Here is a 22,413-nt window from a genome sequence, read left to right on the forward strand (position 1 = left end):
ATTGCTCCTAGATATCTTCACTCTACCACACTTTACCACAACGCTGAGTAAAGCTATCGTTAAATCGACAGCACATCTGCCAAATCGTACAGCGTGAGGTCAGGCTTGCGCGGAGTTGCCAACGCCTCTGCAATATCGGTCGCCACGATCTGTCCGCCGATCGTCCCGATCATCTTCGCTCTGTCTCCTGCGATCAGCAGATCGACCGCGCGAGCTCCCATCTTGCTCGCAAGCGTCCGATCGAATGCTGTAGGAGAGCCGCCTCGCTGAATGTGGCCGAGAACGGTGACCCGCGTCTCCCAGCCGGTCAGTTCGCGGATCACTTCACCGATCGAAAAGCCTCGTCCCGCTCCTTCAGCAACGAGGATGATCGAGTGCTTTTTGCCGCGTGCCGCCCCGCGCAGCAGCTTGTCGACAACCTTGATCATGTCGTGCTTCTCCTCCGGGATCAACACCGTCTCCGCCCCGACCGCAACGCCGGCGACCAGCGCGATGTCGCCCGCGTTGCGGCCCATCACCTCGATCACATAGGTGCGCTCATGCGATGTGGCCGTATCGCGGATCTTGTCCACCGCATCGATGACCGTGTTGATCGCCGTGTCAAAACCGATCGTGAAATCGGTGCACGAAATGTCGTTGTCGATCGTACCGGGAATCCCGATCGTCGGAATCCCCAAGTCGGACAGCAGCTTCGCGCCGCGAAACGATCCGTCGCCGCCGATGACGATCAGCCCGTCGATCTCATGTTCTGCGATCTGCTGGCAAGCTCTCTCACGACCAGCCTCCGTCTTGAACTCTTCCGATCTTGCTGTGAACAGCATCGTACCCCCCCGATGGATGATATCCCCCACCGAGCCGAGGTCCATCGCGACGATATCGCCCTGGATCAACCCCTGGTAGCCGCGCTTGATGCCCGCCACCTGCAGACCGTGATAGATCGCTTTTCGCACCACAGCACGAATGGCAGCGTTCATGCCCGGCGCATCGCCACCGCTTGTCAACACCCCGATTTTTCGCACCCGTTTCACTCTCCCGCCTGTCAAGATTCTCGTTATGATCTATCAACCTAGACAATTAACGTCCCACGGGACAAAAATAGTCCCATAGGTGCGCAAAAGGAGTGCCCGTTCAGGAACGAGCACACCTCGATGAGGTAAACACCGTTCCAGATACGATACAGTGTTCGCCCTCGTTACTTGCCCTATGCAATTATTCTGCGTAACGTCCCATCTGCTTGTACTTTTGATAGCGCTGTTCGATCAGCACATCGGTCGGGATCTTCAGCAATTCGTGCAGAGCGGCCACGATCTGCTCTTTCACCGCTTGGATCGTCGCCTCATGATTTTTATGAGCACCGCCTTGCGGTTCCTTGATCACTCCGTCGGAGATCCCAAATTCATGCACATACTCGGCGGTGCTCTTCATCGCCTCCGCTGCGCGTTGCGCTTGCCCTGCATCCTTCCACAGCAGCGCAGCTGCCGCTTCTGGCGAGATGACCGAGAAGATCGAGTTTTCCAGCATGTACAAACGGTCGCCGACGCCGAGCCCCAGCGCACCGCCCGAACCGCCTTCACCGGTGACGATGCAGATGATCGGAGTGCGCAGGCCGGCCATCTCGATCAAGTTTTTCGCGATCGCTTCGGCTACGCCGCGCTCTTCCGACTCGATGCCCGGGTAGGCGCCCATCGTGTCGATAAAGCAGATGACAGGGCGGCGAAACTTCTCCGCTTGCTTCATCAGGCGAAGCGCCTTGCGATACCCTTCCGGTTGCGGCATCGCCCAGCGGCGCCAGATGTTCTCCTTCGTATCCTTGCCGCGCTGATGCCCGATCAGCGTGACCGGGATGCCGTCGAGCTTGGCGACACCTCCGACGAGCGCCGGATCGTCGCCAAAGGAGCGATCCCCATGCAGCTCCAGAAAGTGAGTGCACATGCCGCGGATGTAGTCGAGCGTGGTCGGACGCTCCCCGTGGCGAGCGAGCTGAGTTCGCTGCCACGGGGAGAGCTCGGTGTAGATGTTGCCCGCAAGCTGGGCTGCTTTCGCTTCCAGCTTGGCGATCTCCTCCGAAAAATCTAAGCCGCTCTGCTCGGAAAAAGCGCGAAGTTCCTTGATCTTCGTCTGCAGTTCTACCAGCGGCTTCTCAAACATCAGCTCATTCGCCACCTGTGACACCTCCATGCAGTTCTAACAGGGTCGCCAATGTCTGACGCATGTCTTTGCGCGGCACCACCATGTCGAGCATGCCGTGCTTGAGCAGAAACTCTGCCGTTTGAAAATCGTCCGGTAGCTTTTGTCTGATCGTCTGCTCGATGATGCGGCGTCCGGCAAAGCCGATCAGCGCACCAGGCTCTGCGATGTTGATATCGCCGAGCATCGCAAACGAGGCGGTGACTCCGCCCGTCGTCGGATATGTATTGACTGCGATGTACAAGCCCTTCGCATCGGAGAGCTTGTTCAGCGCCACCGAAGTTTTCGCCATCTGCATCAGCGAGTAGATCCCTTCCTGCATCCGCGCTCCGCCCGATGCGGTAAAGATGATCAGCGGATAGCGCTTGGCGAGCGCCGCTTCGATCGCCCGGGTGATCTTCTCCCCGACGACAGAGCCCATCGAACCCATGAAGTAGGTCGAATCCATGACGGCGATCACGACCGGATAGCCACCGATCGTGCCTTCCCCGGTCACGACCGCTTCCTTGAGACCCGTCTTCGTCTGCTCCCGCTCTACCTTGGCCGGATAGTCGGGAAAGTGAAGCGGATCGACAGCCGTCATGCCGGCGTCATACTCAAAGAAGCGACCGTCATCGAGCGTCATCTTGATTCGCTCTTCCGCGTTGAGCGTGTAATGGTAGTCACATCTCGGACAGGTCTTGAGATTTTTCTCCAGCTCCTTGGTGAAGGTCATCTCACCGCAGCGCTTGCATTTCGCCATCAAACCTTCTGGAACGGATACTTCCGGCTGCTTCGTCCGGCCCAATCGCTCCGCAACATCGGCGGAGGTCAAGGTCGCATATCGTTGCTTCCTTTTATTAAAAATGTCCTTCAGCACATTTTCACCTCATTTTATAAATGGCGATGTGAGGAGTGAAGAACGTCTTTGAGGACTTCCTGCACTTCGTCCAGTTCCGTTTCCGGAACTAAAATCTCAAATTGCTGCTTGGCTGCATTGGTCTGGCGGAGCTTGACCAAAAAGCCTTCTTCCGAAAGCTTGTCTTGAATCCGCTCGGCTGTCTTCACATTAGGAGCAATATAGATGACAGTCCACATTCGAGAGAACCTCCCTCGGCTATGTCCGCAATTTTGGACTCATCATATCACACGGCAGGGAGCATAGCAACAGAGCTTATTTTGGCGTTTTTACTCGACTTTTGTCAAGGAAAGGGTGCGCTCTGCCACCTCGTCAGGCGAGACAAAAAGCTGGGCGACTCCGGTGTCGATCGCCGCTTTTGCCACCGCTTTTGCCACGTTTGGCGCCACTCGCGGATCGAACGGCTTCGGAATGACATAGTCGGCAGACAGCTCGTGTGGCAGGATCAGCTCGGCAATCGCATGGGCGGCAGCGATCTTCATCTCCTCGTTGATCATCGAAGCCCGCACGTCGAGCGCACCGCGGAAGATGCCCGGAAACGCCAAGACGTTGTTCACTTGGTTCGGATAGTCGGAACGGCCTGTCCCAACGACCATTGCGCCCGCCTCGATCGCTTCGTCTGGCGTGATCTCCGGATCGGGGTTCGCCATGGCGAAGATGATCGGGTCGCGGTTCATCGAGCGCACCATGTCCTGCGTGACCGCGTTTGCGACCGAGACGCCGATAAAGACGTCAGCGCCGTCGAGCACTTCCTCCAACGAGCCTGCGATGCGCTCGTGGTTGGTGTTTTTCGCGATCAGCTCTTTGACGGGGTTCATGCCTTCGACGCGCCCTTCGTAGATCGCGCCCTTCGTGTCGCACATGATCACGTTCTTCACGCCCATCGACAGCAGGAGCTTGATGATCGCGATCCCTGCCGCGCCCGCGCCGTTGGCGACAACTTTGATGTCCTGCATCCGCTTGTCGACCACTTTTAAAGCGTTGATCAGGCCGGCGAGCGTGACGATCGCCGTGCCGTGCTGATCGTCGTGGAAGACTGGGATGTTCAGCTCTTCCTTCAGCCGCTGTTCGATCTCAAAACAGGCGGGTGCAGCGATGTCTTCCAAGTTGATGCCGCCAAAGGTCGGTTCGAGCAGCTTGACGGTGCGAATGATCTCCTCGACATCTGTCGTGTTCAGGCAGATCGGCACCGCATCGACTCCTGCAAAGCATTTGAACAGGACCGCTTTTCCTTCCATCACGGGCACAGCAGCATGCGGACCGATGTTGCCCAAGCCAAGCACCGCCGTCCCATCGCTGACGACGGCAACAAAGTTGCCTTTAGCTGTATAGTCATAAACGCGCTCAGGCGTCTTGTGAATCTCCTTGCATGGCTCTGCCACGCCGGGGCTGTATGCCAAGCTCAGGTCCCGAGCATTGTTCACCGGCACCTTGGTCGTGACAGCAAGCTTCCCACGATAAACCCGGTGTAATTCAAGTGCATCTTCACGCAGCGACACAGACTCTCACTCCTTTTCCCAATCTCCCCTCTGACAATCATCGGGAGATAAAGCGTCACCTTCCATTATATCATGTCACTGCGCTGTCTTTCTACCGATCGGTCATTTACGATTCAAGTCGAGTTAAGGCTTCGCCGACCGATGCGCGATGCGAGCGGACGCTGCAGCTGCAACACCTGCGACCAGATCGTCGAGGAAGACGTGAATGCCGTTGCTCTTGTTGTTCAGCTTGGCGATGATCCCGACCTTTTCCTTGTCCAAAAAGCCGAACGACGTCAGGCCGATCGAACCGTACACGTTGGTGATCGCCAGCGCGAGGATCTCATCGACCCCGTACAGCGGTTCATCCACCTCCATGATTCGCTGCAACGGTTCGGGCAGCGCCTTCTTCTCCGCCAGCTCATCCAGGGCGATCCCTGTGTACAGCGCATACTGCACCTCTCGCTTGGCCAGCACGCGCAAGACGCTGGTGACGCAAGGATCGCGCTCCAAATCGGGGTGATACGGCTTTTGCAGCTCATAGACGATATCGACGATATCGTCGAGCGTGACCCCGCGGCGGTTCAACATTTTGATAACCTCATGTGACATGTTGGTACAACCTCCCTGCAGATGAGAAAAGATAATTACATCCTATGTGCAGGGTTGCGCAAGGTTGCTTCGCCGCGAAGCATTTTTTTGACCACCGAGCCGCGATCCAGCAGCTGTTCGACCTCGCGCACAAACTCGGGAGTCATCGCCACCGCGTAGCGAGCGGACAGCGCTCTCGCCTTTCGCGTCGCCGTGTAGAAGAGCAGGACGGGGAGCTCGCCAGGATGCTGTTGGATCACCCGCTCCAACCGCATCAGTCGCTGTTCATCCTCCGGGCGGATGCGGAGGTAGACCACCTCCTGCTCCCCTTCGCGCTCAGGCGCATCGCTGCCCGCATCTGGCGGACCGCCCTGAGCTGCTCTGTCATCGCTCGGATCGGGACGATCGATCTGCTGCGCAGGCTCGAACTCTTCGCGATCAGGTTCGAGCGCTTTCAAGCGGTCGGCGATCACTTTCAGCTCATCTCCGCGCTGCTGCAATCGCCCGCGAACGGCGATCGCCTCCGCCTGCAACTGCGGTTCGCTTCGCTTGTACACCTCCGGAAACAGCACCACTTCCACGATGCCGGTCGAGTCCTCCACCTCTAAGAACGCCATGCGCGCCCCTTTTTTCGTTTGAATCTTCTTCGCTGAGCGGAGCAGGCCGCAGATCGTCACCTGCGCTCCGTCGTCCGTCTCCAACAGCTCGATGACGCGCTTGTCAGCCAGTCGTTCCAGCTGGTGGCGGTAGGGGGTCAGCGGAGAGCCCGACACGTAGAGGCCGAGGTACTCCTTTTCCATCTCCAGCCGTTCGCGCTCCGAAAAATCGCCCGTCTTCGGCAGGGTGAACGGCTCTTCGCTCGCCTGCCCCTGCTCCTCGATCATGCCAAACAGGCTCATCTGGCTGTCATCATGATCCCGCTGTCGCAACCGCCCCTGCTCCGCCGTCTCCTCCAGCGCGAGCAACATCGCGCGGCGATTGCCGTGCATCTCGTCGAAACAGCCTGCGCGAATCAGCGATTCGATCGCCTTCTTGTTGCAAGCTCGCGCATCCACGCGCTCCAGAAAGTCGATCAGGCTGAGAAACGGCCGCTTGCGCCGCATCTGCACCAGATTCTGAATGGCAGCGACGCCCACATGTTTGATCGTGAGCAGGCCAAAACGTATCTTCCCATCCTCGACAGTAAATCGATATTCGCTGCGGTTCACATCTGGCGGCAAAACCTCGATGTTCATCCGGCGACAGTCGTCCACATATTGGGCCACTTTGCGGTGTGACGCCATCACCCCGCTGAGCAGCGCCGCCATATAGGCGGCCGGATGGTTCGCCTTCAGGTAGCAGGTCTGATAGGCGAGCACCGCATAGGCCGCCGCATGGGCGCGGTTAAACCCGTAGTTGGCAAAGCGCACGATCAGGTCGTACACTTCGTGCGCCAAGCGCTCCTCATACCCTTTTTGCAGACAGCCCGCCACAAAGATCGCCCTTTGTTCATCCAGCACTTCGCGCTTCTTCTTCCCGACTGCGCGGCGCAGAAGATCGGCCTGCCCAAGCGAGAAACCGGCCATCTGTGAGGCGATCTGCATGATCTGCTCCTGATAGACGATCACCCCGTACGTATCCTCCAAGATGTCCTTCAGGTCGGGATGCGGATAGCGCACCGCCGCCTCGCCATGCTTGGCGCGGATAAATGTCGGGATGTTCTCCATCGGACCTGGGCGATACAAGGAGATGACGGCGATGATGTCCTCAAACGAAGTGGGGCGCAGCTCGCGGAGCATATGCTTCACCCCGCTCGACTCCAGCTGAAAACAGCCGTCCGTGTCCCCGCGCGCGAGGAGATCGAACGTCAACCGATCATCCATCCCCATCTCAGCAAAGCGGATTCGTCCGCCGCCCGCCTGCTCGACCAGTTCGATCGTCTGATCGATCAGGCTCAGATAGCGCAGCCCGAGAAAATCCATCTTCAACAAGCCTACCGCTTCTAACACTTCCATCGAATACTGGGTGACGACCCCGCCTTCCGCACCCCGCTGCAAGGGGACGTACTCGGTCAGCGGCGCTTTGGAGATCACCACGCCCGCCGCGTGCAAGGAGGTGTGACGGGGCAACCCCTCGATCTTGCGCGCCGTGTCGACCAGCTTTCGCACCGCCTCGTCCGTTCGGTACGACTTTTGAAACTCCTCCTCTTGGAGCGCTCGCTCGATCGTGATGCCCGGATGAAACGGCACCATCTTCGCCGTGCGATCGACCACCGCCTGCGGGAGATCGAGAACCCGCCCGACATCGCGAATCGCCGCCCTCGCCGCCATCGTGCCGAACGTGACGATCTGCGCCACGCGATCCGATCCGTATTTGCGGGTCACATAGTCGATCACCTCTCCCCGCCGTTCATATTCAAAGTCGATATCAATATCGGGCCAAGAGATTCGCTCCGGGTTTAAAAAGCGTTGGAAGAGCAGCTTATAGCGAATCGGATCGACATCGGTGATGCGAAGCGCATAGGAGACTAAGCTCCCAGCTGCCGATCCGCGCCCCGGCCCGGTCGAAATTCCGTTTTCGTGCGCATATTTCATAAAGTCCCAAACGATCAAAAAGTAGCCGGAAAACCCCATCTCACCGATCACATCGAGCTCATAGCGCAGCCGTTCCCACACCTGCTGGTCAGGGTGCTCATAGCGCATGCGCACGCCCTGCTCACAGAGGTGTGCCAGATAGGTCTGCTCGGTAAAGCCGGCTGGCAGATCGAAGGCGGGCAAGTGCGTCTCGTTCAGGTTGAGCTCGACCTGACAGCGATCTGCAATCCGCCTCGCGTTTTGCAGCGCCTCCGGAAAATGGGAGAACAGCGCCGCCATCTCCTCCGCCGACTTGAGGTCGTACTGATCGGTCAACAGCCGTGGGCGGCCGTCCTCCCCGATCGTCCGCCCTTCGCGAATGCAGGCGAGCACGTCCTGCACCGACGCCTCCTCGCGGCGAAGATAGTGCACCGCATTGGTGACCACGAGCGGCAGAGCGAGCTTTGCCGACAGCTGCACCAGCTGTTGGATCATCTGCTTTTCCTCTAAGATCCCATGGTCCTGCAATTCCAGATAGAAGTTCCCCTTGCCAAAGATCGCCGCATACTCTGCTGCCGCCTGCTCTGCTGCGAGGGCGTCACCTTGCAACAGCTTTTGCGCGACCTCGCCCTCAAGACCTGCCGACAGGGCGATCAGGCCTTCGCGGTGCTTCTTGAGCGAATGCTTATCCGTGCAGGGCAGCGACCCACCGCTCTCCAGCTGCGCCTCCGATACGATCTTCAGCAAATTGTGATATCCCGCCACCGACTCCGCCAGCAACAACAGCCGATACGGCTCTTCTCCCCGCGGCGGACGGTCGCGCAAGTTCCCCCGCGACACCAGCACAAGACAGCCGAGGATCGGCTTGATCCCCTGCGCTCTCGCCTGCTGGTAAAATTCCACCGCCCCGTACATCACGCCGAGGTCGGTCATCGCGATCGCATCCATGCCCAGCTCAGCAGCGCGGGACACCAGCTCCTGAATGCGGCAGATTCCGCGCAGCAAACTGTATTCTGTCTGTACATTCAGGTGGACGAAACCGTTCATCCATCCAACCTCCTTTCACGAACATGCGAACAGATATTCTCTTTTCATTATACAAAAAATCCTCCGTCGCGACATGCTTCGGAGGAGGAATTTTTGTTCAGTTCCTCAACTTCACTTCATACAGGTCGAGCCGCCTGTCTTTGAGTTGCGTCACACTGCCCGATTTTCTCGTTCGCCGCAGCAGCTCCAAGTCGATATCCCCGACCACCACCGTCTCGATGTTCTCGCTGCACACGCCGACGATGCCGTCGAGCGGAAACGAGTAGTCGGACGGGGTGAAAATGCCCGATTGAGCATACTGGATGTCCATATTTTCCACATGGGACAGGTTGCCGACCGTTCCGGCGATCACCGTGTAGACCTGATTTTCGATCGCTCGCGCTTGGGCGCACGTCCGCACTCGCATATAGCCTTGGCGATCCTCCGTGTTAAACGGCGTGAAGATGATGTTGGCACCTTTTTGCGTCACAAGGCGCCCGAGCTCGGGGAACTCGATATCATAGCAGAGCAGTATCGCAACTTTGCCGCAGTCGGTGTCAAACACGCGGAGTTCATCCCCATGCTGAACGCCCCACCATTTCGTCTCGTTCGGGGTGATGTGGATCTTGTGCTGTCTGTCGATCGTCCCGTCACGGCGAAACAGGTAGGCGATGTTGTGAATGTGGTGATCCTCCTCGACGAAGTGTGAACCGCCGACGATGTTCACATTGTACTTGACGGCGAGGTTGGTGAACAGATGCAGGTAATCCTCCGTGTACTCGGCAAGCTTGCGCACCGCGACACTCGGCGTCTTCTCATCCAAGAAGGAGAGGAGCTGCATCGTAAAGATCTCGGGAAAGACCGCAAAGTCTGACCCGTAGTTGGATGCCACATCGACATAGTATTCGCACTGCTGGGCGAAGTCGTCAAAGCTCTCGATCTTCTTCATCATATACTGAATCACACACACTCGCACCGGAAATGACGTCTTGAACTGTTTGCGCGTCTGCGGCAAGAAGTCGACGTTGTTCCACTCCATCAGGGTCGCATATTGCATCGACTGCAGATCATCATCGAGATAGTGCGTGTTGATCCGCTTGACCGCAAAGCCGTTCATCAGCTGAAACGTCAGCACCGGATCGTAGATGTTATGCGCCATCACCTCTTCCACATATTGGCGGGGTGACATCGTATCGGCGTACAGATGATAGTTCGGAATCCGCCCCCCGATGATGATGCTCTTCAGGTTGAGCTCCTGCGCGAGCTTTTTGCGCGCTTCATATAAGCGTCGTCCGATCTTCATTCGCCGATAGTCCGGATGCACCATCACCTCCATTCCGTACAGGTGAAACCCTTCCGGATCATGGTTGCGGATATAGCCGTGGTCGGTGATCTCATTCCATGTATGCTGCGCGTTGTACTCATTAAAGTCGACGATCAGACTGGAGCAGGAACCGATGATCTTCCCTTCAAACTCGACACAGAACTGCCCTTCCGGAAAAATGCGCAGATGGCTCTCCAACTGCTCGATCTTCCACGGGTCCATGTTCGAAAAACAGATGCTTTGCAGCCGGATCAACTCTGCAAAATCTTTTCGTTCGATGTTGCGCAAGATCATCTTTTTCTCAAATTTTGAAAGGTCAATATCTGACATCAGGTCAAGCCTCCCCATTCCATCCGAAGCATGATCAACGATGAACAGGCTTATTATGTCCCATCGCCACAAAACAAGATTCCCCTCGCAGCGCTTGTGCGAGGGGAATCGTATCGTCAGATGCTATTGTTCGATCGGGAATGTTTCCCAGCCTTTTTCCTCGATCACGCGATCGACCTCTGGGTGCTTGATCAGATAGAGCGCGTACAGATGCCAGTTCGCATCGATCTGTATTTTCACCATCTTCGCCTCCGCTGGCAGCATCTCCAGATTCCACACTCGGTAGCGGTAGAGCTCGGAGACGGTGAAGCGAGCGCGATCTTGCTTCCCCTGCTCCATCCACGGATGTCCGATCACCAGGTTGACCTGCTGCTCTTTCAGATAGGAGAGCGGCGTGATGCGATAGTGACCTGGCTTGTCGCTGTGATGGTCGCCGTTTCTGGCGATCCATGCGTCGTTTAAGCCGAGCATATCGATCGTGCGCAGCTTAGCATAGTAGGGAGTTGCCCCGGCTGCGGTCACCGCGATCGTCACATCGCGCCGATCGGGAAACGCTTCGCCGAGCACGCGCCCGATCTGATCCCAATTTTCATTTTCAGCGGTGAGATGAGCAGACAGCGTGGCTCGCGTCTCGATGTTCTTGCGGTAGGAAGCGGTATCGAACGTCAGCGCATGGTTGATCGATCCGGCAAACACCGCGATGACGAGCAGCGCCTGCAACCAGCGCCACCTTACGCAGTTGACGATCAGCCAAGCGATCAGCAGAAAGGCGAACGGCAAGATCGGCACCAAAAAGCGGAATTCCATAAAATCGCCGCCCACCTTGACGATATAGCCGAGCCAGAGCAGGACGACGCTGGCCAAGATCGCCGCATATGCGTTGGTGAAGATTCGCTTGATGAAGATCAGCGCGAGCAGTGGAAAGGGCAACAGCCAGTAGGAGAGAAAGAACATGCCCAAGAAGCGAATCCCGTTCTTCTCCAGGGCGACCTCGCCGACTTTCGCATAGAAGGTGTTCGGCATGATGTTTCCATAATAGGAGAGCTTCCAGAGAAACCAACCGCCGACCAAGAGCAGAAACGGGAGGGCGAGCGCTGTGAAATGAATCGCCTTCCGCTGGCCAGACGCCCGATTGCGCAAGAGAAAGAACAGGGCGATTGGGCCGACGAGGATCAGAAAGATGGCCGAATCGAGGCGAGTCATCGCAGCGAGGCTGGCCAAGAGCGAGATCTGGAAAAAGCGCATCGCGCTCCAATCGCCGCGCTTGATCCCGATGAACAAAACGTAGATCAACATCGTGAAGAGCGCCGTCTGCAACTGCGTCTCTAAGCCGCCAGTCGCATACATGCTAAATGTATAGTTCGTTCCGAGCAGCAGCACCGCAAGCAGACCGACCGCCCGCGAGGAGAACGCGTTGACCGCCGTATGGTAAGCAAAATGCAGGGAGACCAAAAACAAGAACAGCCCCGCCACATAGGAAAAGGCGATCACGTCGATGCCGAGCCGAATCGGCACAGCCATCAAGAGCGTCCACAAAAAGTTGGTATATCCTTCAATTCGATCGCCTTCGTTCCAGACGAGTCCCAATCCAGACGCCAGATGATCCGCATAACGAAATGAGATAAAAGCATCGTCTTGCACAAACCGATTCAGATAAGCTAGCCCCAACAAAGCGAACACAAGCAGGAACAAAACCACCTGATACGGCGACTTTTCCAAACGAAACGTACTTCTCATCGCCTATCATCTCCTAGAATCTATCAAAAGCCAACCTCATTATAAAGAAGCGCATCCGATCTTACAACCGTTTGCGCCGGAGCGTTATCGTTCGAGCACCTGAGCGGTAAACAGCGCTTTCCCGACCAGATCGCCGAGGCTTGAGATCTCCACATCGACCTTGCCAAACTTGCGACCCGAATCGACGACAGTAGCATGGATGGTGACCTGCGATTCGATCTGGATCGGCTTTAAAAAGTAGATCGAGACGTTCTCGACCACCATGTCCGAATTTTTTAATCGACGGATGGCGAGCGACCCCGCCTCATTGATCAGCGTCATCAGCACGCCCGGCCCCATCGTGCCCATCTGGTTGGTCATCTGAGGTGTCACCACCCCGGACAGCACCACATCGCGCCCGTTGCCCTCCTCTTCCTTGAAATGGCTCAAGATGATGTCTTGAATCGTCTGCGCCACCTGCGGCTGGTTCTGAATGTGTTGCATCGCCCGAATTACATCCTGTCTGGAGATGACGCCGACCAACCGCTTGTGCTCGACCACCGGCAGCAGCTCAAACCCTTCCCAGACCATCATGTGCGCCGCATAGGCGACCGTCGTGCGCCCCGACGCGCTGATCGGGTTGCGCGTCATCGCGCGCTCGATCGGCTCGTCCAGTTCACGACCTGTCACATCCTTGGAAGTGACGATCCCGACCAATCGCTCTCCGCCATCCAAGACTGGAAAGCGCGTGTGACCTGTCTCCTCCACCATCTTGTACCACGTTTTGACCGTATCCCCGACGAAGAGAACATCGGGCACCACGTTGGCTGGCATGATATCTTCGACCAACAGGATCTCCTTTTTGATCAATCGATCATAGATCGCCCGATTGATCAAAGTCGCGATCGTAAACGAATCATAGGCGGAGGAGATGATCGGCAACTGCATCCGATCGGCCAGCACCTTCACCTCGTCTGTCGTATCGAAGCCGCCTGTGATCAACACGGCCGCTCCGTGCTCAAGCGATATTTTATGTACCTGCTCGCGGTTGCCGACGATCAGCAGAGAGTCGCGATCGATATAGCGAAGCATCGCATCCACTTCCATCGCGCCGATCACAAATTTGGACAGCGTCTTGTGCAGCCCTTCCCGTCCGCCGAGCACCGTTCCTTCCACGATGTTTACCACTTCGGCAAAGGTCAGTCGCTCAATGTTTTTCTTCTGCTTCTTCTCGATGCGCACCGTCCCCACCCGCTCGATCGTCGAGACGATGCCGCGCGTTTCCGCCTCTTTGATCGCCCGATAGGCCGTTCCTTCGCTGACCTCCATCACCTTGGCGATCTGCCGGACCGAGATTTTGTTCCCTACCTCAAGGTCTTCAATATGCTTCAATATCTGCTCATGTTTGGTCGTGCTCATCCGTCACAGCCTCCGAACTCCAAATCTGTTTCGCTATCTCTGCTCTCCCTATTATAGTACAGCTTGATCAAAAAAACGCACCCTTTTCGGGTGCGATTTGTCACGACATAAATCGACGTTGCTTCTGCTGTCTCATCTCGCGCTTCGCATCGGGAAAATAGCCGCGTTGAAACTCGTGCACGCCTCCTGCGAACCACGCGCGATGCTGCTTTCTGCTCGCCTGTCGCTCCTTGTCCACCCCGATCAGCTGATACAGATTGGCCCCGATGATCAACACAGAAAAGGAAAGCCAAGCGATCGTAAATGCACCTTCGAGCGACCACGTCGCCTGCGGCAGGCGCGGCAATGCGTAGAACAGCAAGGCGAGACCTATCGTCATGTAGACAAAGCTCCGCGATGTCTGATTGCGCTTCAAAGCGAACGGCCCCCTTCTCGTACAAGTCCTCTCCTCTTACAGATATGCAGGCGAAGGGAGCGCTATGATTCGCGAGCATGCGCGAAAAAGGCAAAAAAATAGGTGACCTCAAACGACGGGGTCACTTCTGAAAAGGGGGTAATATTGATGTAGTTCTATCCTACGACAGTTATATTACGAGCCGATTACAAACAGCTTACAGGAGAATGTTTTTTCGCACCGAAGCGGGTTGTATAACTCCGCGCGCTCTGTGGGATAGTAACGCGTGTAATCCGTTTCGCTGAAATCTGAGGAGGAGGGATCTACATGTCCGTTCTGAGCAGTTTCGAACAATGGAAAGAGTTTCTCGGCGACCGTGTTGAACAAGCGGTTGATGCGGGGATGTCCAACGAAAAGGTTTCGAGCGTTGCATACCGCGTGGGCGAATACTTGGCTGATAAAGTGGACCCCAAAAACGAGCAGGAGCGCCTGCTCCAAGAGATGTGGAATGTGAGCAACGATGAAGAGCGCCATGCGCTGGCTCGCGTGATGGTCAATCTCGTCTCCAAACACTAAAGAAAAGGGGAGGTGTCCTGCGACACCTCCCCTTTTTTATACCTGGATCGATTGGTTGGGCTTGAGCACTTTCCCGTTTAGATCGTGAGCCTGCAAGCGCTCCACCCATGCGTCCGCATCCTGAGCGATCAGCGGAAGCGTGTTGTAATGGATCGGGAAGGTCACGCCCGCATTGATCCAGCGGGCGGCGAGCAGCGCATCGTCTGGCCCCATCGTGTAGTTGTCGCCGATCGGAAGTGCGGCGATGTCCACCGCGTTCAGCTCGCCGATCAGCTTCATGTCGCCGAACAGACCTGTGTCGCCCGCATGGTAGAACGTCTTGCCATCCATCGTCAGCAAGATGCCTGCCGGTTGCCCGCCGTACATAAACTCACCATTTCCGAGCTCGATGCCAGAGCCGTGGAAAGCTTGCGTCAGCTTGACGCGGCCAAACTCGAACTGGTGCGCCCCACCGATGTGCATCCCGTGCGCCTTGACGCCATGCTTGGCCTCAAGGTATTCGGCGATCTCAAAATTGGCGATGATCGTGCAGTCGTTTCGCTTCGCGATCTCCACCGCATCCCCGACATGATCACCATGACCGTGTGTGATCAGCACCGCATCGACATCCACTTCGGCAGGCGACACGGTCGCTTGCGGATTGCCCTTTAAGAACGGATCGATGATCACTCGCTTGCCTCCCGCTTCCACCAGCGTGCACGCATGCCCCAGAAAGGTCACTTTCATCTTTTCACCAACCTCATTTCTCCCGTATTCGCTTAGCGTTCCGGCTGTGCGATCACTTCGCTGACCGCTTCGCCGATGATTTTATGAATATCCGAATAGATCAGGCCGAAGCGATATTCTGCTTCCAAGTATTCCCTTGCCGTCGCATGGAGCGACAGCGCTTCTTGCAGAGCGGTCACCCGCTCGATATCGTCGCCTGTGATCTCTTCCCCCATCAGCCGACGCGTCTCCAATTCCCACTGGCGGCGGCGAAAATCATCCAACACCTTTCTGGCGGATGCATCCGCATCCACTCGCGCTTTCAACCGCTGCAAGAGCTGATACTCCTGCGAGCCGGTGAGCGCGCGAGCAAGCTCATGTGCCTTATCGTACGGATTCATTCGCGTGATGACCTCCTGTAGAAAAAGGGTTCAACACCAATGGTAGCAAAGATTCGATTCATAAATCAAGATGCGCTTTGTTAAATTAAGACGAGGAGAGCTTGTACCAGCCCGATGACCCCGCCGAGCACCCCGCCGAGCAGCGTGATCATGCGCAATTCCCTGTTGACCACCGAGCGAATCAACGCTTCTAAGCGCGGGATCGGGAAGGATGACACCTGATCGCGAACCACTTTGCGAATCGAAAGCGCCTCGATCAGAGCGGGCAGCGCCTCGATCAGCTCCCCGCGCAGATAGCGCCACGCCTTGACGAGCAGCGCGTCCACCTGCTCGGTGCGCTCGATGTAAAAGTCCCGCACGCTCCATGCGGAGAGCTGCTCGACGATTCGGCCGACCAGACCGGCGACCGACTCGCGGTTCACGCTCTCGACCAGACCGCTGACCAGCACGCTCTTGAACATCTCTTTGGTCGCAGCCGCTTCCGATTCGGCTCGCTGAAGCGCCACTTCGAGCAGATGTTCGAGCAAGGCTGCGAGGTCATCTCCCGACAGACTGCTCAGCGAACTGCCGATCGGTTGCTGCCAAAAGCGAGCCACGCGATCGAGCATCCGCTCGGTGACCAGCTCTTGAACTGCGCTCGATACGATGACCGCCTGAATGCGGGGCACGATGTCTGCAGCCACTCGCTCGCGGGACAGAAAGGAAGCTGCCATCGGACCGAGCAGCGGGATGCTCTTGACTTTCTCCTGCAGCATCTCGGCGATCGCGGCGATCACCTCAGGCTCTTCGATCCAAGCGGAAGTGCCCGCAAGCAACGGCTTCACCTGCGCTTGCAATCGGTCTTCTACGAGCTGACGCGTTCCTGTCGGCAAGAGGTCCTGCCAGGTCAGCTGGCCGTTCATCAACTGGGCGTGCAGCGGCCCCGCGAAGCTATGCGCGATCTTGCGGCGCACTTCGGCGGAGGAGAGCGCGCCCTTCAGGTGATCGAACAGCCCTTCTGCCATCCGTTCCAACTTGTCGCGCCCCGCCTCGCTCTGCAGATAGCCGATCGCCTGATCGACCAGCTTGTCTGTCACCTTGACCTGAAAGTCTGCGCCAAACAGCTTTTGAGCGAGTTGGCCAGCAGTTGGCGTCTCCTGCAGCGTCTGCGCGATCGCCTTGATGCCAGCCTGCTTGACCATCTCCTCCACCTCAGGGCGCTTGATCGACTTGGCCAACCCGTCAGGTGTGAGCAGGTCCTGTTCGACCACCTCCCCCACCTTGCTGGCAAGCTCCTGCTGGCGGCGCGGGATCAGACCGGGAGTCAGCGGCATTCGCTTTCCGAGTATGCGCAATTCTTTCCACGGGCGAAAGAGCATCAAGATCGCCAGCCAGTTGGTGAACAGGCCGATCAGCGCTCCGACGCCCACGGAGATCAAAATCATCTTCATCGCAATATAAGACCTCCCTCAGACCAATCAAAAAGGGCAGAGCAAGAAAGAGGCTGACACCTGCTGCCGAGCCTCAAGCTCCCCCTGCCCAGTATACCCAATTTTTACACACCGAGATCCCATGTTTCAACCTGAATCCCCGCTGGAAGCTTCACTTTTCCCGCGCCCACTTTCGTCGGTTTCCCAAACAGGGGGTCCTCCCAAACTTCAAACTCTTGCACCCGATACAGCGGGAACACTTTGGTGTTGAATTGACCTACGTGCGGCGCTTTGACCGAAACGCTGTACCGATGGACAAACTCCACCTCGACGTTCGTGCCAAAGAACGCGGAGATCACGTCTGCCGGAACTTCTGGCGATGAGGAGTAGTCCGGCTTGATCGGAAAGTCGGTCATGCCGATCTCAGATGGGCCTTGAAAGTAAGAGCTCCTGATCGCCGCTTCGCCCCGCTCTTCTCCGCCGTCCGACACATTGCGAATCTCGTAGCTCTTCAGATGCCAAGCTGCTTTCAGGCTCTCCTCAGGCTTGCGCTCGCCAAAGTAACTTTTGCTCTCGCCGACGAGCTTGGGGTACTGCTCACCAAGCACCCGTTCTGATGGCGCGATCTCCTGTACGAGCCCAGAGCGGTCGCCAGGATCGGCTGCGACCACCACCTCTTGCGCATGGTCACCCGTTGTCTCAAAGCTGAACACACCGAAGCCAAAAACGATCAGTGCGATGAGTAAAACGCCTCCTGCTGCCAACCATCTGCCCAATCTGTCAGCTCCTTCGCACTTTTTCTCCTCTTATTATATCATAGCGAATTAATCTTACGCTCACTGAGTAAATAGCTGGCGAATTCTGCGTTTAACTGCTGACAGCGCAGCTTTTGCTGCTCGTCTAAAATGTTGCGACCTGGGCGGGCGTTGACATCGAGCAGCCAAAGCTGCCCCGTTTGGTCGATGCCGAGATCGAGCCCGAGGCTCGCCAGATGCGAAGATTTTTCGGCATACGCCTTGCAGATTGCGATCGACAGCTCGATCACCTTCTGGCGATCAGGCATCGGGAATCCCTGCTCGCTCGCATGGCGCATCAGCCAGCCGAACGAGTGTACCGAGCCGCCCGCATGATAGTTGGAGACGATCGAGTGGGGACTGCCGCGCTTGACGACGAGCCCGACGCACTCCCACTCCCCCTTTCGATTTCGTTGCAGATGTGTGCGCAGATCGATCTTGCTGTCGTCGATCCAGATCAGTTCGCATCCGCCCTGCGCGATATACTGCATTCGTCTCTGCTCCCGCCCCGCCCAAGCGAGCATTTGGGGCTCGCTCATCAGCAGGGAGATCGATCGTCTGTCTCGACCGTATTTGACGGCGCGCACGCGATATTGCTCACCTTCTGGACGAATTTCGACGATGCCTTGTCCCGCGCTGCCGAGCACCGGCTTGAGGTAGACAGATCGATGTCGGGACAGCAGATCGTTCACTTGCTTGCGGTCGGTAAACTGCATCGTCTCCGGATGATGCTTCCACAAGTCTGGGTATTTGCGCAGCCAGTCGGCCAATTCTGCCTTGTTTCCCATCCGCGGGTTAAAGGTTGGCGTGCCTCGCCGCTCCAAGAAATGCCGCACTCGCATGACCGACAGGGTAGAGCTGAGATGAACGTAGACGTTGTCATAGACGATCTCTGGAAGCGGGCAGACGACGCGCCGCCACACCATCTTCTCCCCTGCCCGCTCACAGACAAGCCCGTGTACGCGCTTCAAGCTCCGGTCAAAATCTTCCGGATGAAACAGGCACGCTCTGATGCCGAGTTCGTGAGCGCGCTGTTCAAGAGCGATCCAGCTCTCAGCTGGCGCAACAGCTTGTCGCCTGTCTCCTGCTCGGCGACCGACCGCAGTCGTCATCACACCAAAAAGCGGACGCTTTTCCTTCATCGAAGGTTCCCCCTTTGTCCACCTTTTTACTAGTATATGAACGAACTTGTACACGCGTTCGAACGCAGCAGTTCGAAGTTGCAAGAAACATAGAAAAGCCCCTCCGTAGGGCCGGAGAGGCTGCGTGCGTTGCGGTCGGTTATTTGGACAGTTGGTCGCGGTAGAGATGAGCGAGAAAATGATAGATCTCCGCTCGGTTCAACTCGCGATTGTTGCGAACTTTCTCGGCAAAGATCGGGTCGATCAACCCTTTGTCCTTCGCCGTTTGCAAACTGCGCCCTGAAGTGCGCTCCCCCTGGGTGGCAAGCGCGATCTCCAGCAGTTTATCGCGGGTGATGCTCCGCTGGCGGACGCTCTTTTTCAGCGGTTCCAGATTGGCTTCCACTTCCTGTTTGCGCCCAGGTTCGAGGATGCGCACCGATCGCTCGAACAGGCGAAGCGCGTCCGTTTCGTTCATCGTCTCCTCCGCGTGGAGGTTGTTCTCATAGCCGCCTGCGATCAGCCCGAAGCTGAGCAACGATTTGACCGCCGGATAGAACCATTCGCCCTGATAGGGATATTTCATCTGAAAGGCGTAGAGAGCAGCCCCCTGTTTCCGCAGTTCTTCTTGCAGTTCGAACATGCGCTCGCGATCTCTGCTCATCTCGCGAAAGCTGATCTCATCCTCGATCGACAAGACGGCCGCCACCCCCGCCGCCTGACCTGCGGTCATCCCGGTCGGAATCACCCGAGCCGAGGAGGCTGCCAGCGAGCTGTAGCCGGAAGCGCGGCTGGCGACCAACAGGTTGTCCACCGCAAGCGGCACGAGCGAGCGAAACGGGATCGCATAGAGCCTCGGCGCTCCTAGCACCGCATCATCGCGATGGAAGGCGGTCGCCTGAATGTCGAGCGGATAGCCGCCAAAGCCGATCGAGTCCCACTGGTCTTTATTTTCCCACAGATCGGAGACTTGCAATTGATACTCCGCCTCGATGTGGCGAGTTTCGCGCACATAGAGCTCCTCGGGGAAGCTGGCGATCTGCGCGCGCTCGAAGCCGGGGAACTCCTTCTGCATGAAGGAGAGAATGTGCCCCGTCTCCCGCTTGCCCGCCTCGGTCGCCTCCTGCTTCGCCTTCAGGTCGAGGCCGTCGACACCCATCAGCTGCAAGGCGTTGATGTAGATCGTGCCATCCTCGTTCAAAGCGATATTCAATCCGCGCAGTCGCGCGCCTTTCTCTCGCGGTTGATAGGCATCTTTGAGCTCCCAAAAGCCCCAGGCGGCGTTCTTGTTGATAAAACCGCCCCCGAACTTCTTCTGCTCGACCGCTCGATGCACACCGTTCCAGTCCACATCTTTCAAATGGATCATCAAAGTGACAGACATCTCGGTGCGGATGCCGATATCCTCCATGCCGACAAAGTAGGGGACACCAGACATTGCAGCAAAATCTGCATCCTGCGTACAATCGATGATCCGCTTGGCGGAGAGCCGATGCTCGCCCTGATCATTTTCAGCGACGAGCCCGATCAGCCGCTTGCTCCCCGCTTCAAACAGCGGTTCGCGCACCTTCGTGTTCAAAGCGAGCGTCAGGTTCGGCTCCTGTTTGACCAGCTGTAAAAACGCTGCTTTGGCCCGATCCGGTTCGAAGATCGAGGTGCCGCCGACCAGATCGTGCCACTCTTTGAACAAGCCTGCATTAATATTCTGATCGTTCAAAAAACTCAAATCGAGATAGTTTAACATGCCATAGGTCATCGTAGCGCCCAATCCATCCCTCGACTCGATCAGCAGCGTCCGCGCTCCTTTTCGCGCGGATGCCACCGCTGCCATCACGCCTTCCGGATCGCCGCCGACGACGATCACATCATAGTCGGAGCGGTTTAACTGGTTGACGACCAGCTGATCGACATCCTGCTGGCGATCGACCTGCGTCCACGCGGCGATCCCTATGATCAACAATATGAATATGCTAAGGACAACCCATGTGTTTATCTGCCCCATCTGCTTCGATCACCCCACTCCCAAACTTTAGTATGAGAGTGGGGGAAAAGTCAATTGACAGTTTAACACCCTCTGTTAATTGTCCTTATCCAATGACCTTTTATGAACTCAAATCGCACCGATCAACATTGCGACCGCTCCGCCGAACACAGAGGAGATGCTGTTGACCCAGTCGTTGTTCAAAAAGGAGAGACCGCGCAGGGGGGCGGCCTTCACCCCGCAGTGGGTGCGGCGCTCCGTCTCCTTCTGACAGACTGTGCATTTGTACATCGCCTGAAAAAGCGCGCCGAGCAACGAGTCGAACAGCGACCCAGCAAGCCCCGCCCCACCGCCGATCAGGAGCAGCTGCCCCAAGCGAAGCTCTTCCCCGATCATTTGCGCGAACAGCCAGGCCACCGCGCCGATGAACAGGCCGCCCGCGAGCGATGCCAAGAGCCCGAGCGCCGTCACACCGCCCGACGTGCCGGGCGCCACCGTCCTGCCGGTCAGCAGAAAGCGCGGTGACCGCTTGCTGAGACTTCCGATCTCAGTCGCCCACGTGTCGGCGTTGACCGTCGACATCACGCCGACGAACGCCAACCACCACCAAGGGCTCTCCCAGATGAAAGCGCAGATGCAGAGCAACACGCCGAGCCCGCCGTTGGCAAACACCTGCCCCGCATCGCGACGTCCCGTCTTCTCGTAGTTCTCCTCCATCTCCGATTTTTGTTTGCCCTTCCATTTTGTCAGCAGCGTCGAGGAGAGAAAAAAGGCGATCAGCGTGCCAAACCACGGCAAACTGCCCATGCCATACAAAATGCTCCCGACCACAATCGCCGCCAGCGCTCCAGATCGAGTAAGCGAGCGCTTTCGATAGGCGATCAGCGCGATCGAAGCGCTTCCAGCCAAGCCTACCCACACATCCATCCGCGTACCTCCTCCCCCACGTCTGATGATCCTGAGGTCATCAGATCTCCATTAGGTAAATAAATTAATTCACACAGGTGAAAATTCTTGAAAAAACCTTTTAATATTGATAGAATTACAAGGAGTGTCGCCATTGTCAATTTACTGATTATTCTCCGTAAGTAAAGATAACTCTTCCGCATTGCATAACTCTCATGTATGATGGAAGAAAAGGGAGGGAACGCCTGATGACTTCAAACAGCTTGCGCTATGTACAAGAAGCGAAGGAGAATTTCGACCGCACTGTCGACTGCAAACACACACCATTTGATGATCTGTACCCATTCATGTTCGAAGATCCGAATTTTTTCTGGTACAAGCGACATGCAGCATGGGCGCGACTGCTTGCGACCGTAGATATTGCAGAACGTGAAGGCATCGAATGGCGGGAGCTGTTCAAACCCCTGCAACAAGCCATGATCGTCAATAAGGTCTTAAATCGCAAAGTTCTCGATTATTGGCTTGAACCGAGCCCTTCCGAAATTGTCGAATAGCAGATCTCCGCTTCCGATTCGCTGCTGCGTACAAGTTTAGCCCGCTTCCAC

The 22,413-nt window shown here is 56.8% G+C and carries 20 protein-coding genes; 2 read left to right on the forward strand and 18 right to left on the reverse strand.

What is annotated here, in order from left to right:
* Positions 1–59 precede the first annotated feature (59 nt).
* The 11 genes from pfkA to ACFSOY_RS05695 form a co-directional block, all read right to left on the reverse strand.
* A complete protein-coding gene (gene pfkA / locus ACFSOY_RS05645; protein WP_386044654.1) occupies positions 60–1,019 on the reverse strand; it encodes a 6-phosphofructokinase in 960 nt (319 codons plus the stop codon).
* A gap of 190 nt (positions 1,020–1,209) precedes the next feature.
* Positions 1,210–2,163, reverse strand: coding sequence for an acetyl-CoA carboxylase carboxyltransferase subunit alpha (locus tag ACFSOY_RS05650; protein ID WP_386044656.1), 954 nt, complete (start codon positions 2,161–2,163; stop codon positions 1,210–1,212).
* Positions 2,153–3,046, reverse strand: coding sequence for an acetyl-CoA carboxylase, carboxyltransferase subunit beta (gene accD / locus ACFSOY_RS05655; protein WP_386044657.1), 894 nt, complete (start codon positions 3,044–3,046; stop codon positions 2,153–2,155). The genes ACFSOY_RS05650 and accD overlap by 11 nt, the downstream gene beginning before the upstream one ends.
* Before the next feature lie 14 nt (positions 3,047–3,060).
* Positions 3,061–3,264, reverse strand: coding sequence for a glutamate decarboxylase (locus tag ACFSOY_RS05660; RefSeq protein ID WP_386044658.1), 204 nt, complete (start codon positions 3,262–3,264; stop codon positions 3,061–3,063).
* A 90-nt stretch (positions 3,265–3,354) separates the two neighbouring features.
* Positions 3,355–4,584, reverse strand: a complete 1,230-nt coding sequence (gene ystJ / locus ACFSOY_RS05665) for an NADP-dependent malic enzyme (RefSeq protein ID WP_386044659.1) — start codon at positions 4,582–4,584, stop codon at positions 3,355–3,357.
* 123 nt (positions 4,585–4,707) lie between these two features.
* On the reverse strand, positions 4,708–5,175 hold the full coding sequence (locus ACFSOY_RS05670; RefSeq protein ID WP_386044661.1) for a phosphatidylglycerophosphatase A family protein: 468 nt from the start codon (positions 5,173–5,175) through the stop codon (positions 4,708–4,710).
* Positions 5,176–5,210: 35 nt separating this feature from the next.
* Positions 5,211–8,753, reverse strand: coding sequence for a DNA polymerase III subunit alpha (locus ACFSOY_RS05675; protein WP_386044663.1), 3,543 nt, complete (start codon positions 8,751–8,753; stop codon positions 5,211–5,213).
* Positions 8,754–8,850: 97 nt separating this feature from the next.
* The gene (locus tag ACFSOY_RS05680) at positions 8,851–10,386 is read right to left on the reverse strand and encodes a GNAT family N-acetyltransferase (protein WP_386044664.1); all 1,536 of its coding nucleotides are present in this window, start codon (positions 10,384–10,386) and stop codon (positions 8,851–8,853) included.
* Between the two features lie 123 nt (positions 10,387–10,509).
* Positions 10,510–12,123: a hypothetical protein gene (locus ACFSOY_RS05685; RefSeq protein ID WP_386044666.1), complete on the reverse strand. Its 1,614-nt coding sequence runs from the start codon at positions 12,121–12,123 to the stop codon at positions 10,510–10,512.
* 84 nt (positions 12,124–12,207) lie between these two features.
* On the reverse strand, positions 12,208–13,521 hold the full coding sequence (locus tag ACFSOY_RS05690; protein ID WP_386044667.1) for a DRTGG domain-containing protein: 1,314 nt from the start codon (positions 13,519–13,521) through the stop codon (positions 12,208–12,210).
* 100 nt (positions 13,522–13,621) lie between these two features.
* Positions 13,622–13,936 (reverse strand): hypothetical protein, encoded by a 315-nt coding sequence (locus ACFSOY_RS05695; RefSeq protein ID WP_386044669.1) that lies wholly within the window; start codon positions 13,934–13,936, stop codon positions 13,622–13,624.
* A gap of 306 nt (positions 13,937–14,242) precedes the next feature.
* Between ACFSOY_RS05695 and ACFSOY_RS05700 the strand changes: the two genes are divergently transcribed.
* On the forward strand, positions 14,243–14,491 hold the full coding sequence (locus tag ACFSOY_RS05700; RefSeq protein ID WP_386044671.1) for a DUF3243 domain-containing protein: 249 nt from the start codon (positions 14,243–14,245) through the stop codon (positions 14,489–14,491).
* Positions 14,492–14,527: 36 nt separating this feature from the next.
* Here ACFSOY_RS05700 and ACFSOY_RS05705 read toward each other — a convergent pair whose 3' ends face one another.
* The 7 genes from ACFSOY_RS05705 to ACFSOY_RS05735 form a co-directional block, all read right to left on the reverse strand.
* Positions 14,528–15,217 (reverse strand): metal-dependent hydrolase, encoded by a 690-nt coding sequence (locus ACFSOY_RS05705; protein ID WP_386044673.1) that lies wholly within the window; start codon positions 15,215–15,217, stop codon positions 14,528–14,530.
* A gap of 32 nt (positions 15,218–15,249) precedes the next feature.
* On the reverse strand, positions 15,250–15,597 hold the full coding sequence (locus ACFSOY_RS05710) for a YlbF/YmcA family competence regulator (protein ID WP_386044675.1): 348 nt from the start codon (positions 15,595–15,597) through the stop codon (positions 15,250–15,252).
* Positions 15,598–15,677: 80 nt separating this feature from the next.
* A complete protein-coding gene (locus ACFSOY_RS05715; RefSeq protein ID WP_386044676.1) occupies positions 15,678–17,027 on the reverse strand; it encodes a DUF445 family protein in 1,350 nt (449 codons plus the stop codon).
* A 104-nt stretch (positions 17,028–17,131) separates the two neighbouring features.
* Complete coding sequence (locus ACFSOY_RS05720) at positions 17,132–17,782, reverse strand: hypothetical protein (protein ID WP_386044678.1); 651 nt, start codon at positions 17,780–17,782, stop codon at positions 17,132–17,134.
* A 38-nt stretch (positions 17,783–17,820) separates the two neighbouring features.
* Positions 17,821–18,942 (reverse strand): YheC/YheD family endospore coat-associated protein, encoded by a 1,122-nt coding sequence (locus ACFSOY_RS05725; protein WP_386044679.1) that lies wholly within the window; start codon positions 18,940–18,942, stop codon positions 17,821–17,823.
* Between the two features lie 139 nt (positions 18,943–19,081).
* A complete protein-coding gene (locus ACFSOY_RS05730; protein ID WP_386044681.1) occupies positions 19,082–20,878 on the reverse strand; it encodes an FAD-dependent oxidoreductase in 1,797 nt (598 codons plus the stop codon).
* Positions 20,879–21,031: 153 nt separating this feature from the next.
* Complete coding sequence (locus ACFSOY_RS05735) at positions 21,032–21,829, reverse strand: DUF92 domain-containing protein (RefSeq protein WP_386044683.1); 798 nt, start codon at positions 21,827–21,829, stop codon at positions 21,032–21,034.
* Positions 21,830–22,056: 227 nt separating this feature from the next.
* Here ACFSOY_RS05735 and ACFSOY_RS05740 point away from each other — a divergent pair, with 227 nt between their 5' ends.
* A complete protein-coding gene (locus tag ACFSOY_RS05740; protein WP_386044685.1) occupies positions 22,057–22,362 on the forward strand; it encodes a hypothetical protein in 306 nt (101 codons plus the stop codon).
* Positions 22,363–22,413 lie beyond the last annotated feature (51 nt).

Source organism: Tumebacillus lipolyticus, assembly GCF_042682745.1.
Lineage (GTDB): Bacteria > Bacillota > Bacilli > Tumebacillales > Tumebacillaceae > Tumebacillus_A > Tumebacillus_A lipolyticus.

Excerpts from the sequence above, each read along its gene's own strand:
- ACFSOY_RS05660 (WP_386044658.1), bottom strand. The coding sequence starts at position 3,264 with ATGTGGACTGTCATCTATATTGCTCCTAATGTGAAGACAGCCGAGCGG.
- ACFSOY_RS05670 (WP_386044661.1), bottom strand. The coding sequence starts at position 5,175 with ATGTCACATGAGGTTATCAAAATGTTGAACCGCCGCGGGGTCACGCTC.
- ACFSOY_RS05675 (WP_386044663.1), bottom strand. The coding sequence starts at position 8,753 with ATGAACGGTTTCGTCCACCTGAATGTACAGACAGAATACAGTTTGCTG.
- ACFSOY_RS05680 (WP_386044664.1), bottom strand. The coding sequence starts at position 10,386 with ATGTCAGATATTGACCTTTCAAAATTTGAGAAAAAGATGATCTTGCGC.
- ACFSOY_RS05685 (WP_386044666.1), bottom strand. The coding sequence starts at position 12,123 with ATGAGAAGTACGTTTCGTTTGGAAAAGTCGCCGTATCAGGTGGTTTTG.
- ACFSOY_RS05690 (WP_386044667.1), bottom strand. The coding sequence starts at position 13,521 with ATGAGCACGACCAAACATGAGCAGATATTGAAGCATATTGAAGACCTT.
- ACFSOY_RS05700 (WP_386044671.1), top strand. The coding sequence starts at position 14,243 with ATGTCCGTTCTGAGCAGTTTCGAACAATGGAAAGAGTTTCTCGGCGAC.
- ACFSOY_RS05705 (WP_386044673.1), bottom strand. The coding sequence starts at position 15,217 with ATGAAAGTGACCTTTCTGGGGCATGCGTGCACGCTGGTGGAAGCGGGA.
- ACFSOY_RS05710 (WP_386044675.1), bottom strand. The coding sequence starts at position 15,597 with ATGAATCCGTACGATAAGGCACATGAGCTTGCTCGCGCGCTCACCGGC.
- ACFSOY_RS05715 (WP_386044676.1), bottom strand. The coding sequence starts at position 17,027 with ATGAAGATGATTTTGATCTCCGTGGGCGTCGGAGCGCTGATCGGCCTG.
- ACFSOY_RS05725 (WP_386044679.1), bottom strand. The coding sequence starts at position 18,942 with ATGAAGGAAAAGCGTCCGCTTTTTGGTGTGATGACGACTGCGGTCGGT.
- ACFSOY_RS05735 (WP_386044683.1), bottom strand. The coding sequence starts at position 21,829 with ATGGATGTGTGGGTAGGCTTGGCTGGAAGCGCTTCGATCGCGCTGATC.
- ACFSOY_RS05740 (WP_386044685.1), top strand. The coding sequence starts at position 22,057 with ATGACTTCAAACAGCTTGCGCTATGTACAAGAAGCGAAGGAGAATTTC.